The organism is Nocardia flavorosea, assembly GCF_015477805.1.
GTDB classification, from domain to species: domain Bacteria; phylum Actinomycetota; class Actinomycetes; order Mycobacteriales; family Mycobacteriaceae; genus Nocardia; species Nocardia flavorosea_A.
This window is the reverse complement of the sequence record NZ_JADLQL010000003.1, coordinates 149,543-162,357: the sequence shown is the minus strand read 5'-3', so window position 1 is coordinate 162,357 and position 12,815 is coordinate 149,543. Positions and strand designations below refer to the sequence as shown.

The window sequence follows — 12,815 nt, the reverse complement described above, 5'->3', positions numbered from 1 at the left end:
CCGAAGCTACACCGCCGCTACGCGTTTGGCGATATCGTCGGCGATTTCCTCGGCCTGCGCGGGGTCGGTGGCCTCGACCATTACCCGCACCAGTTCCTCGGTGCCGCTCGGACGTAACAGGATCCGCCCGGAGTCGCCGAGTACGCGTTCGGCCTCCTGCACCGCGGCGCGTACGTCTGCGGCCCCGGTAGCGGCCGCTTTGTCGGTAACGGGTACGTTCACCAGCACCTGCGGCACCTTCTGCACCACATTGGCCAACTCCGCCAGCGGTTTTCCGGTCGCGGCCATCCGCGCCATCAATTGCAGGCCGGTGAGGACACCGTCGCCGGTGGTGCCGAATCGCGGGAAGACCACGTGGCCGGATTGTTCGCCGCCGAGCGTGAACCCGCCGCTGCGGAGTTCCTCGAGCACGTAGCGGTCGCCGACACCGGTGGTGCGCACGGTGATTCCGGCGTTGCGCATGGCGATATGCAGGCCCAGATTGCTCATCACGGTGGCGACCAGGGTGTTCTCGGCCAGCGTTCCGGCCTCCTGCATACCGAGGGCGAGGATCGCCATGATGGCGTCACCGTCGACGACCGCACCGGCGGCGTCCACGGCCAGGCAGCGGTCGGCGTCGCCGTCGTGGGCCAGGCCCAGATCGGCACCGTGTTCGCGGACCGCGCGCTGCACCTGCTCGATATGGGTCGAACCCACACCGTCGTTGATATTGAGGCCGTCGGGTTCGGCGTTGATGGCGATGACCTGCGCGCCGGCTTCCCGGTAGGCGGCCGGACCGACTTCCGACGCGGCGCCGTGAGCGCAGTCCACGACGACGGTCAGCCCGTTCAGGTCCCGGCCGGTGACCTCGACGAGATGCTCGATATAGCGCTCATGGGTGCCTTCGAGACTGAATTCGGGCATATCGAATCCGGGATGCCGCGACCCCGGCGCGGCGAGCACCCGGCCGATGGCCGCGCCGGTCGGCCGGGCGAAATCACCGGAGGCGGCCACGGCCTCGATACGGTCCTCGACGGCATCGTCGAGCTTGTGCCCGCCCGCGGCGAAAATCTTGATCCCGTTGTCGGGCATGGGATTGTGCGAGGCCGAGATCATCACGCCCAGGCTCGCGTCGTACAGAGCGGTCAGGTAGGCGACCGCGGGGGTCGGCAGCACGCCGGCGGGTAACACATCCATTCCGGCGGCGGTCAGCCCCGCGGTGACGGCGGCCTCCAGCATCTCCCCGCTCGCGCGCGGATCCCGCCCCACCACCGCGACCTTGCGGTGACCGGACCGGACCTCGGTACCCAGAACCTGCGCCGCCGCACCCGCCAGGCGCAGCGCGAGCTCCGGGCTCAACGAATCATTGGCCCGCCCGCGTACGCCGTCGGTGCCGAACAAACGTCCCATACCTTGCCCCTCGTCAGTGAGTCCACAGCGCGCGACGACCGCTGCCGGAACACCGTCGAGACGGCCGGCCGACGAGCACCGCGGTAGATATAGCACGAGAGCAGGCGACCAGACTCCGGCTGGTTGCCTGCTCTCGGAACCGACACCGGCCTGCCCACCCACATACCGTGAGCGGACAGGCCGGCACCGGTGATATCAGCGCTTCGAGTACTGCGGCGCTTTACGGGCCTTCTTGAGGCCGTACTTCTTGCGCTCGGTGGCACGCGGGTCACGAGTGAGGAACCCGGCACGCTTGAGCGCGGGACGATCGTCGGCGTTGGCCACGGTCAGCGCCCGGGCGATGGCCAGGCGCAGCGCACCCGCCTGCCCGGAGGGGCCGCCGCCGTGCAGCCGCGCGTACACATCGAACGATTCCAGGCGCTCGACGGTGACCAGCGGGGACTTCACCAGCTGCTGGTGCACCTTGTTCGGGAAGTAGTCCTCGATCGAACGGCCGTTCAGCACGAAGTTGCCGGTCCCCGGCACCAGACGCACCCGGACCACGGCTTCCTTACGGCGGCCGACGGTCTGCACGGGGCGATCCAGCGGGGCCGCATACTCGACGTATTCGGCATCGTCGTAGACGACGCCCTCGTCCAGCACCTCGGCGGCGGCGTCTTCGACGACCGCTTCGTCGTATTCGGTGTATTCCTCGGGAGCGGTCACTGGGCCACCTGCTTGATCTCGAACGGAACGGGCTGCTGGGCGGCGTGCGGATGGTTCGGGCCCGCGTACACCTTCAGCTTGCCGGCGATGGCGTTGCCGAGCTTGTTCTTGGGGATCATGCCCTTGACGGCCTTCTCCACCAGGCGGTCGGGACGGGTGTCCAGCACCTCACCGACAGTGCGGGACTTGAGGCCGCCGGGATGCCCGGAGTGGTGGTAGATGCGCTTGCCGTCGCGCTTGTTGCCGCTGATGGCAACCTTGTCGGCGTTGATGATGACGACGAAATCGCCACCATCCATATGCGGAGCGTAGGTCGGCTTGTGCTTGCCACGCAGCAGATTCGCTGCCTGAACGGCAAGACGGCCGAGCACTACGTCAGTGGCGTCGATGACGTACCACTGCCGGGTCACGTCACCCGCCTTCGGGCTGTACGTAGGCACAGTGCTTCCCTGTCTGTCGTCGGTGCTGCCGGCCAGGTGCGCGGACGAGGGATTCCCGGCGGCCGGTTGAGACCCGGGCCTCGGTGTTCCGCACACCAGCGCACCACGATACCAGCCGGCCGGTGACCCCCGAAATCGACCGCTACCGGCTCAGATGTCGAACGGTGGGCCGGGGTCGGTGACGCCCGGGCGGCCGGGGACCAGGTAGCGCAGGGTGTCGATACCGGACCGGTCGCATTCGACGCCGTCATCCTCGGAGGCCCCCCGGCCCGCCGCGGATTCGCCCGCTTCCGGGGCCGGTACCCGGGCATAGTGCGGACGCTCCGGCGGCGCGGCACCGGCCTCGCCGGGTGGTTCCACCAGCACGCGCGGCATGGGCACACACCCCGCGGCGCGATGCTCGGTATCGACGCTGTACCCGGTACCGACGATGCCGGGCGGCGCGACCTGCGCATGCGCGGTGCCCGTCCCGCCGGCAGCCCCGGCCGAGGCGGCGGCAAGAGCCGCCACACCGAGCACGGCGTTCGCGCCGAACAGATTGCCCTTCATCTTGTTCCAGAGTTTGCCCTTGCCCTGCTCGTCCTCCGCCTCGGTATCACCGGCGCAGGACCGACCCGGCTGCCCGGGGCCGGAGGGGTGCGGCACCGCGGACTGGCTGCCGGTTTCGGGGTCGGGCGCGCGGGTGAACCGCCCCGCCGGCCCGGTGATCGGGGGCGGCAGCTCACCGCGGTCGACCTGGACGGTGGCGTCGCCGCCGGACGGCCCTCCGGGGGCGTCGTACTGCTGCGGCGATCCCGCATAAGGGCTGATCGCCGGACCGCCGGCCGACGCTGCACCGCCGCCTCGGAGATCAGGCCCCGGGGTGGGCGTGCCGGAACCGGGCTCACCGGGCCACGACGAACCGGCGGCCGCGGGGCCTGTTCCGGGGGGAGCCGGATGCGCTCCCGGACCGCTCGACGGGGTCCTAGCGGGTGGCGAGGGATACGGCCCGGAGCCGCGGGCAGCCGGATGCGGGGGCACCGGCTGATGCGGCCCGGCGGCCGGATTCCGCGCCGGCGACCCGGCTGTCTCCTCGGCTCGCCCCGAAGCTCCGTGTTGCGGCCCCGGCGCGGCGGCCCCGGCCGGCCCGGCGGGCGGCGCGGGGTTCGGGTAGCCCGCCGGGTCTTCCTCCTCGTCGTCGTCCTCGTTCTCGCTCACCAGCAGATGGGTGGCACCGAGAACCAGGGCGTGCATAGGGTGTTCGGCTTTCTTCAGCCGCTGCCCGAGATGATTACGGAAGGCGAACCGCAGAGTTTCGTTGAAGACGACCTGGCCCGCCAGCAGCACCGTCGAATTGTCCGCGCCGATCGCCCGGGCGGCGGCCATCACCTCGATCACGGTGTCGTCGGCGACTCGCGGGTCACGGGTGGATTCCGGGTCGATCGGGACGTACACCGATTCGGTGGGCCGTTCCTCGTCACCGTGGACTGCGACCACGAGCACATTGGCGCGGCCGTCGACCACCTGGCCGTCGAAATGGACCGCGGTCGCGCCGAGACCGTCGGGCAGCCGGTGGTCGGGTGCCCGGACCAGCCCGAGCGCGCGCACATACCCGGAGAGTGCGATGGACTCCGGAATCGGCTCCACCTCGACATCGAGTTGCTCGACCAATCGCACGTAGGCGTCGATCTTCGGATCCGGCCAATCGTCCGGATACGGCAGGGCGATCACATCGGGTTTACCGCGCAGATACGTTCCGACCGAGGCCAGCGGGTTGTAGAGGCGGGCCCGGAAAACCAGTTCGGCGGGCCAGGTGGCGCCCGCGATCACGATCTGCGGATGCCCGAGTATTTCCCGTACGTCCGGAATCGCCATACCCAGATCCGGCCGTTGCCGGCCCGCTCCCGAGGTATAGAGCTTGCCGGCGGCATCGGCCAGCAAATAAGCGGGTGGGTTGTAGCTTCCTTCGACCTGGACGGGGCGGATGGGGACGCCGGATCCGCCCGCGGCCACGGACACCACATCCCAACCGAGGTGTACCGCACCAACTCGCACCATCACAGGCATCAGTGTGCCTGGTGTGCGGTCGTCGCGCTCGCCGCCCCCACCCACCAGCGGCGCGAACACTGGAACCAGCCGGTCGACGGTCTCATCGTGCGGACTTCTTGAGCCGCAACCGGCTCCACGTGAACAAGGCGAGCACCACCGTGAGGACCGCCACCATGCCGATATCCAGGAACCATGTGCCGCGGGTGTGTTCCCAGAGCCCGTCCGGTTGCGCACCGAGGAACAACTCCCGAATATTCACCGTCGAAGCCGCCGCGGCATAACCCCACCGCGACGGGAACAACCAGGTGACCTGTTCCAGCACCACCCGATCGGTGACCGGGATCATCCCGCCGGCCATCACCAACAGTCCCATGATCGCCACCGCCAGCAGCGGCATCACCTGTTCGCTGGATCGGGCCAGGCTCGACAGCAGCAACCCCAGCACCACGCACGATATCGCGGTGACCGCAATATCGATGTACAACTCTGCGCTACCCAGCGCGAGCACCGACCCTTCGTCCGGGCGCTTCTTGCCGAGCAGAACGAAACCCACCAGCACCGCCGACTGAACCAATGCGGCAAGCCCGAAAACCATGACCTTAGCCGATAGATAGGCGCCGGGCCGGAGCCCGACAGCGCGCTCCCGGACAAAGATCGTCCGCTCGCCCACCAAATCGCGCACGCTCAAGGTGGCGCCCATGAAACAGGCGCCCAGAATCAATACCACCAACAGCATCTGTGGTTCGGAGTTACCCGCAGGGATATCCCATGACCCGTCCTCCTGCTGGATGACGGGCGGCCGCTGGAATCCATTACTACCCGGTACCAGCAGTGACAGCCCGCCGAGCACGAACGGCAGCAACACCAGGAACGCCATATAGCCGCGGTCGGCCAGGATCAGCCGCAGCTGCCGCCGGGCCAGGGTGGAGAATTGTTTCCAGGCACCCGACTGCGGTGGCGAACCGCCGCCACTCTGGCGCGATGCGGGCGGCGGCGGGGGCGGTAGTGCCGCCTGGCGGGATCGGTAGTGCGCGAAGGCCGCATCGGGGTTGGCGGCGACATCGGCGAAGATCTTGGCCCAGTCACTGGTGCCCAGCGCGGATTCGACGCCCGCCGGGTTACCCGCATACGCGGTTTTCCCGCCGGGCGCCAGCAGCACCACTTGATCGCACATATCCAGGCAGGCCACCGAATGGGTGACCACGATGACCACGCGCCCGGCATCGGCCAGTTCGCGCAACATCATCATGACCTGCCGGTCCAGCGCCGGATCGAGGCCCGAGGTGGGCTCGTCCAGGATCAGCAGCGAGGGGCCGGTGAGCAGTTCCAGCGCCACCGAGGCGCGTTTGCGCTGCCCGCCGGAAAGCCGGTCCACCCGGGTATCGGCGTGCTCGGTGAGCGATAGTTCGCGCAGCACACCGTCGATCACCTGCTGCCGGTCGGCCTTGGAGGAGTCCGGCGGGAGCCGCAGTTCGGCCGCGAAACCCAGCGCTTGGCGCACCGTGAGCTGACGGTGCAGCACATCGTCCTGGGGGACCATGCCGATACGTGAACGCAGCGCCTCGTATTCGGCGTGCAGATCGCGGCCCTCGAAGACCACCTGCCCGCCGGAGGGCTGGGTACTGCCCGCTATCAACCGGGACAGGGTGGACTTGCCGGCACCGGAGGGTCCGATCAGGGCGGTGAGCGTGCCGCGGCCGGCCTGCATGTTCACATCCACCAGCAACTGCTTGTTGCCTTCGACCGTGAACCCGACCCCGTGCACGGTCAAACCCTGTTCGGCGACCGGCCGCTGCCGGTGCGCCAGCGTGCCCTGGGAGACCTCGAAGTCGATATTGCCGATGGTGATGATGTCGCGTTCGCGCAGCACCGTGCGCTGCTGACGGACACCGTTGACGAAAGTACCGTTGGCCGAACCGAGATCCTCGATGACCAGGCCCTCGGAGCCCGCGACGAGCCGCGCATGCTTACGCGACGCCAGGGGATCGTTGACCACGATCTGGTTGTCCGCGGTACGCCCGATGGCCAGTCCGCCCGGGGGTAACCGGTCGGCGCGCGCTATCGGCCCCTCGCTGGCTCGGTGCCGGACCGGGGGGACGGCCGCGACACTCGCCTTGGCGGTCATGTTCACATTGGCCGGCTGGTGCTGCGGGACAGGTGCGGAATGCGGGGTGGCACCGGAATGCGCAGCCGCGCCCGAATGCGGGGTTGCGGCGGAATGCGAGAACGGGCCGGAGTGCGGGGGCTGCGCCGCCTGTCCGGAACTCGGCGCCCACGGTTGCGGTTGCTGATGCGGCGGACGTTGCGCGGGCGGCGGGTTGACCGGGGCGGCTGCGCGCTGCGGGATCTGCGGCTGCGGGCCGGACTGGGGCCGATGCGGCGGCTGCGGCGGCCGGCGCTGCTGCCCACCCGGAACGTGCTGCTGACCCGAGGGGTACGGCTGCTGACCGGACGGGAACGGCTGCTGTGCGGGCGGCCGCTGTGCCTGCTGCTGCGGAACCCCTGACGGAACCAGCCACAGCAGCGGTCCGGTGATCGCGTCGCCGAGGCGCACCTGCGTCGGCCGGTCGATCGGGACGGGACCGCCGAGCCGGCGCGCGTCGACGAATACCCCGTTGGTACTGCCGTTGTCGGTGAGCACCCAGGCTCCCGACTGCCAGGCCAGAATCGCGTGGACCCGCGATACCAGCGGACTGTCGACGAACAGCGTCACCTCGGGCGCACGGCCCAGGGTGATCTGCTGATTCGAATCGAAGACACGTTCGGTTCCATCATGGCGCACCGTGATGGTGCGCACCCCCGGTGCAGACATGCAGCGGATACTATTCCATTACCCGGGCATCGGAGATGCCCCCGCTTGGGGGGTGATCACCCCGCTCAGCGGGAGATGCCAGCACCCGAACCGGCCGAAAATGGGGGAGGATCCATGCCGAAACTCCGGGTCGCCGCGCTCGCTGTGGCCGCGCTGTGCGCACTGCTGCTGGTCACCGGGTGCACCCGCGCGGTGGACGGTCGCGCGGTCTCCATCTACGACAACCCGTTCCAAGTGGCCGGACTGCCGACGACCAGCGGCCCCAGCGGGCCCCGCGACAACGTCCCGCCCACCGACCTGAGTGCCGAGAACGGTGACGGTGGCGAGATCGATGCGCTGGCGCTGAACGCGGTCACCGATGTCCAGGCGTACTGGGAGAAACACTACGACGCCGAGTTCGAGGGCGAATTCGAGCCGGTGCAGAAGCTGATCTCCTGGAGTGCCCGCGATTCCCGCCGCGAATCGGTGGAGTTCTGCACCGAATCGACCTATCGGATGGTGAATGCCGCCTACTGCCGGCTGGACAACTCCATCGGCTGGGACCGGGCGCTGCTGCTGCCCACCATGTCGGAGACATTCGGGCCGATGGCGGTTGTCATGGTGATCGCCCACGAGTACGGTCACGCGATCCAGAACAACGCCGATATCGTCGAGCGCGACGATCCGGTGATCGTCAAGGAACAGCAGGCCGACTGTTTCGCCGGCGCCTACATGCGCTGGGTCGCGGAGGGTGAATCGGACTACTTCACCATCAACACCTCCGATGGATTGAATTCGGTACTCGCCGCGACGGTCGCGATCCGCGATTCCGATCCCGACGATCCGGAAAGCGTGCACGGCTCGGCGTTCGAGCGGGTGACCGCCGTGCAGATCGGTTTCACCGACGGCGCCAAGGGTTGTAAGGGGATCGATATGGACGAGATCGAACAGCGCCGCGGCGATCTGCCACAAACCTTCGACGGCGCCTCGGGCGAATTCGAGATCACCGAGCAGAGCCTGATCGAACTGAGCAAGGCCCTGTCGGTGATCCTGCCGCTGTCCGACGAACCGACCTACAGCTACGACGGCGCCGAAATCGACTGCAGCGACGGCGTCTCCACCGAGCCGGTGACCTACTGCCCGGCGAACAATACGATCGCGACGAATGTCGACGGGCTCTCCGCCCGCGGGACCGCAACCGACGATTCCGATGTTCCGCTACCGGTGAAGGTGACCGGCGATTACAACGGCTACGTCGTGTTCATCTCCCGCTACACCCTCTCCGTGCAGCACAGCCGCGATCAGGAACTGGTCGGCGCGAAGACCGGGCTGCGGGCCGCATGCCTGTCCGGTGTGGCCACCGGGAAACTGGCCGAAACCGGCCGCGCCGAAGGCGATATCACACTGGCCGCGGGCGATCTGGACGAGGCGGTATCCGGCCTGCTCACCGACGGTTTGGCCGCGAGCGATGTGGAGGGTAAGACCGTGCCGAGCGGGTTCTCCCGCGTCGATGCCTTCCGCGCCGGAGTTCTGGGCGGGGAGCAAACCTGCGCCGCCAGGTACGAGTAGTCGCCGGCCTGCCCGACGGCCCAGTGGCGCGTTCGCTCAGCCACCCACGTCGGCCGTCCGGGCCCGGGCCTCCGTAACGACGGCGCCTGGTCATAGCCCAGAGGGCCCCGCGCCTCTCGATGGACGGGGTATATGCACAGCCGGTCCGAGCTGCTGTCGCGGATCAGGACCCGAATGGCGGTGGTGCGGCGGATTCGAGGCGCAGCATGCGATTACCGATCAGAATCTCGGTACCCGGCACCAGGATCACCGGCTGGTGCGGTGGGACTCGCACCCATTCCCGGAACCCAGGCGCGCGGGTCCGGGTTCCGTTCGTGGAACCGCGGTCGATCAGCGTCACATCCCATTCGACCAGCCGCAGTTCCGCATGCGCCCGCGACATACCGCCCGAATTATCGGTGACCTGCAATGGAGTCAGACCGCGCCGGACCGGCTCGGCTTTCTCCGGATCACGGCCCAGGACGGAATCGGTCTCCAGCAGGTAGGTCGAACCGTCGTCGAGGACGAGAATGCCCAGCGGCGGCCGCATCACCTCGATGAGGGGCTGGGTTTGATCCACCGGCATCCCGCACACACTGCAGAACGCCGAGCGCGGGTCGGTGGGGTGGGCGCGCGCACATTTGAAGCCGCGCACCTTCACGGTCAGGGCGGTACCTTTCGCGGTGGCCTCGGTACGGCGGCGTAGTTCGGCGGCCAGCGGCGGGGTGCCGTGTTCCGGCGGGCCGTGCCCCGGACGGTCGGTGGGAGTGGGCTGCGGCAGCGGCATATCCATACGCGGCGTGCGATGCGCCGGGCGCCGCGACGGATCGGTCCGGCCCGGCCGTGAGTCGGCGGTCTCGTCGGCGACCTCGCCGGACCGGGTCGGCCGCTGCGGTTGCCGGCCGCTGATCTGTGTCTGCGCGTGATGTCGGTCGGCACCGGGAGGGTGCACACCGTCCGCAGGGCCGCGGTCGCCGGTCTCCCCCTCGGCTTCCCCGGCGAATTCCGCGTTCTCCTCGGCAGGCGCTGCGCCCGCGGGGCCCGTCTGCGGCGGATTTCCGTCGCCGAATCCGGCCGCCGTAGCCTTGGACACTGTCCCGGGATCCGCTGCGGGAGACGCCGAACCCGCAGCGAGCGTGCGCGCTTGCGCGGCCTTCGGATCCGCTGCCGCAACCGCGGAATTCTGCGCCACGGGTTCGGAGGCATTTCCTGCTCCGGGATGTCCCGCGTCGATCCCGGCATTCTCCGGCCGGTCCTCATCGTCGGGACGGCGCTCCACAATCCTGGAACTGTCCACCCCATCCGGTGGGGCCGGCACCGCCCCCGGCTCGCCGGGAAAAGCGTCGGCAACCGGGTTACCCGCACTCCCCGAGTACTGCGCCGCGCCCTCCGGGCCCCGATCGGCCGGCGATATGGCAGCAGGATTCGCCGCGAACTCCGAAGCGCCCCCGGAGGCCGGGCCGTCGGCTGTACCGATACGTGTCGCCGCCGGCCCCACAACGCCGCCGGCCTCCGGATCTCCCGGGATACTTCCGATGCTTGCCGCGGTACCCGCAGGCTCGCTCGCCGTCCCCGGCCCGCCCGATGAGAGCGGCGAGACCTCCGGCGCGACCAGAGATTCGGCCGGCTCCTCCCGCGTTCCGCGCACAGCTCGTTTACCCAGCACCACCCCGCTCGACCGGCCCGGTCCCGTCGAGGCGGCAGCTTGCCGGACCGCCGGCGCCCAGGCGATCGCTGCGCCGGCTTCGGCAATCCCCTCGACCAAACGGCCGATACCGCGAGCGGCGGGCAATTCGGGCCGGGCAGCATCATCGTCCGGGTCCGCGAGCGGGTCGTCGACGAACAGCGCGACCGCGCGCGACGGGACGGGTGCGGTCCTGTCGACGGTGAACGCCGCGTCGCGACCGTGGAAGTATTCGGTGCTCTCACCGGCCACGACAGCGGTGACGGCACCGTGCAGGAAGATCGCCACCCGGTCCGGACCGGCTGCCGAGAGGATCCCGAAATCGACAGAGCCGCCGGGGTCGCTCCGTGCCGCGTATGCCATGAGCCATCGGGTCGCTTCCCGGGCGATTGCGGCGCCCGGCCCCTCGGGTTGCCGGGCGGCGGCCTCGTAGACGAGTTCGGCCAGCGCCACCAGCGCCCGGACGGCCGGGGAGTTCGAAGTGGGGCGCCCGTCGCCGCGATGGGCCACCAGCACCACCGCGCCCGCGACCCGGGCCACGGCGTGCGGCCCGGAAACCACCTCGACCTGCTGGTCCTGCATGCGGATCAATCTCCGCCCGGGTACTGCCGCGGGTTGTCTGCCACTACACCAGGGTATGGCACGACCGAGACGGGGCCTCCCCGAGATCACCGGACGTCGGGTAACTTCGATAATGCAGTTTCGATCGGAACGAGGGGGCGGCCCATGGTTCGGATAACACGTTGCGGCGCCGTCACCGCGCTGGTCGCGCTACTGGTGGCCGGGCTGTCCGGATGCGGCTCGGTGGCCGGTACGCCGGTGCCGGCCGAGATCGATGTCCGCACTCTCGATGTCGGCGATTTCCCGGTCGACCGGTTCGGTTATCCGCAGGAGGCCGGCGGTCACGGCGTGCTGCTCGAGGGCATCCGGATGTCGGAGGCTGTGACGACGAGCAGCCAGGTCGATCCGTCGCTGAAGTACGGCCGTGGATCGAAGGTGCTGCCGGACCCGGCCACCGCCGTCGATTTCCTGGCCAATGTGTCCGAGCCGATCCTCGAGAATCGCCGGATGGTGGTCGGTTACGCCGCCAGCGGTGCCGACCGGGACGATCCGGCGGGCCAGTCCAGGCCCACTCCCGATGCCACGGCGATCACGGTGGTGGCGATGCGTTTCCCGGATACCCGCGCCGCCGCGAAGGCAGCCGAAGAACTGGAGGCAGCCGATATCGGCGTCTCCCCGGACAATCGGAAGCTGGAATCGGCGCAACATCCGGAGGCGTTGCTGCACTGGCGGCCCGGTATCGCGAATATCGGTGCGTTCCTGGCCCATGAACAGTTCGTGATCTCACTTTTCATCCAGCGCCCGGAGCCCGACAGCACCGACCTGGTGTCCTGGGTGGACAAGACTCTCACCGCTCAACTGGACCAGCTCGCACGGTTCGAACCGACTCCGACGGCCGATATCGCCGATCTGGCGGTCGACCCGGAGAACCTGCTGGCCCGGGTCGTGGTCGCCGATCGGGAAGGGCACGAGCCGGATCCGGACCAGTTCGCCGTCTACGGCCGCAACTATCTGATCAATTCGGCCGATGATCAGCCCGCACGGGCTCGGTTGCTCGACGAATCCGGGTTCGAACGCACCGCCTACGCCGCGGGCAGTTCCGTAGCGAGGGTACGCGATCCGGCCGGCGCACCGATTCTGGTGAACGGGTTCATCGAATCGGCGGGCCCCGCCTACGATCCGATGCCGGCGCCGGCGGCGGTTCCCGGCGCGAAATGCCTGGAGCTCAACGATACCGGCGATCCCGAGCGTCAGTACCGGTACCGCTGTTTCGTCCCGTACAAACGGTACGTCGGCGTGGTGTCCAGCGATGACGAAACCGAGATCGGGCAGAAGACCGCTGCCCAGTACGCGTTGCTGGCGAACAGTTACTGACGCAACCCCGCAGCCGCCGGTGGCCCGAAGACGTTGCGGCACGGACCTTCTCACCAGCGGCGAGTCGTCCGGATTTTGCGCCAAGGACAGGCTAGCCTTACCGTGTTCTGCGTCTCACCGAAGCCACAACGCCCGATGACCATACACCCACCCACCTGCACGTCGCGCGCGCTATGCATATTCGCTATCACACGCCGTAGTTAGGTAACCCTTGTCACAGCTGCGGCCACGCACTAACTTCGCACATCGACTCGTCCGCACCGGTACCGCGATCCACGATTCCGAGAAGGGAAAC

8 protein-coding genes are annotated in these 12,815 nt (G+C 68.8%); 2 read left to right on the top strand and 6 right to left on the bottom strand.

The genetic code is table 11. From position 1 onward, the window contains the following. Window positions 1-6 precede the first annotated feature (6 nt). The 5 genes from glmM to IU448_RS16215 all read right to left on the bottom strand — a co-directional run bounded on the left by glmM (window position 7) and on the right by IU448_RS16215 (window position 7,374). Window positions 7-1,389 (bottom strand): phosphoglucosamine mutase, encoded by a 1,383-nt coding sequence (glmM, locus tag IU448_RS16235; RefSeq protein WP_195056475.1) that lies wholly within the window; start codon window positions 1,387-1,389, stop codon window positions 7-9. 195 nt (window positions 1,390-1,584) lie between these two features. Beyond that, window positions 1,585-2,094, bottom strand: a complete 510-nt coding sequence (rpsI, locus tag IU448_RS16230) for a 30S ribosomal protein S9 (protein WP_280459173.1) — start codon at window positions 2,092-2,094, stop codon at window positions 1,585-1,587. Then, window positions 2,091-2,534 carry a 50S ribosomal protein L13 gene (gene rplM / locus IU448_RS16225; RefSeq protein WP_033243446.1) on the bottom strand — a complete coding sequence of 148 codons (444 nt, stop codon included), beginning with the start codon at window positions 2,532-2,534 and terminating at the stop codon, window positions 2,091-2,093. The genes rpsI and rplM overlap by 4 nt, the downstream gene beginning before the upstream one ends. A gap of 150 nt (window positions 2,535-2,684) precedes the next feature. Next, a complete protein-coding gene (locus IU448_RS28980; protein ID WP_228813286.1) occupies window positions 2,685-4,574 on the bottom strand; it encodes a hypothetical protein in 1,890 nt (629 codons plus the stop codon). Window positions 4,575-4,662: 88 nt separating this feature from the next. After that, complete coding sequence (locus tag IU448_RS16215; protein WP_195056474.1) at window positions 4,663-7,374, bottom strand: FHA domain-containing protein; 2,712 nt, start codon at window positions 7,372-7,374, stop codon at window positions 4,663-4,665. Between the two features lie 114 nt (window positions 7,375-7,488). Here IU448_RS16215 and IU448_RS16210 point away from each other — a divergent pair, with 114 nt between their 5' ends. After that, the gene (locus IU448_RS16210; RefSeq protein ID WP_195056473.1) at window positions 7,489-8,922 is read left to right on the top strand and encodes a metallopeptidase; all 1,434 of its coding nucleotides are present in this window, start codon (window positions 7,489-7,491) and stop codon (window positions 8,920-8,922) included. Between the two features lie 163 nt (window positions 8,923-9,085). Here the strand turns inward: IU448_RS16210 and IU448_RS28975 are convergent, their stop codons facing one another. Continuing rightward, the gene (locus tag IU448_RS28975; RefSeq protein ID WP_228813284.1) at window positions 9,086-11,167 is read right to left on the bottom strand and encodes an FHA domain-containing protein; all 2,082 of its coding nucleotides are present in this window, start codon (window positions 11,165-11,167) and stop codon (window positions 9,086-9,088) included. 144 nt (window positions 11,168-11,311) lie between these two features. Between IU448_RS28975 and IU448_RS16200 the strand changes: the two genes are divergently transcribed. After that, window positions 11,312-12,520: a DUF7373 family lipoprotein gene (locus tag IU448_RS16200; RefSeq protein WP_195056472.1), complete on the top strand. Its 1,209-nt coding sequence runs from the start codon at window positions 11,312-11,314 to the stop codon at window positions 12,518-12,520. Window positions 12,521-12,815 lie beyond the last annotated feature (295 nt).

Bases quoted from the DNA above. Each gene is read 5' to 3' on its own strand.
- glmM (WP_195056475.1), bottom strand. From the start codon at position 1,389: ATGGGACGTTTGTTCGGCACCGACGGCGTACGCGGGCGGGCCAATGAT.
- IU448_RS16215 (WP_195056474.1), bottom strand. From the start codon at position 7,374: ATGTCTGCACCGGGGGTGCGCACCATCACGGTGCGCCATGATGGAACC.
- IU448_RS16210 (WP_195056473.1), top strand. From the start codon at position 7,489: ATGCCGAAACTCCGGGTCGCCGCGCTCGCTGTGGCCGCGCTGTGCGCA.
- IU448_RS28975 (WP_228813284.1), bottom strand. From the start codon at position 11,167: ATGCAGGACCAGCAGGTCGAGGTGGTTTCCGGGCCGCACGCCGTGGCC.
- IU448_RS16200 (WP_195056472.1), top strand. From the start codon at position 11,312: ATGGTTCGGATAACACGTTGCGGCGCCGTCACCGCGCTGGTCGCGCTA.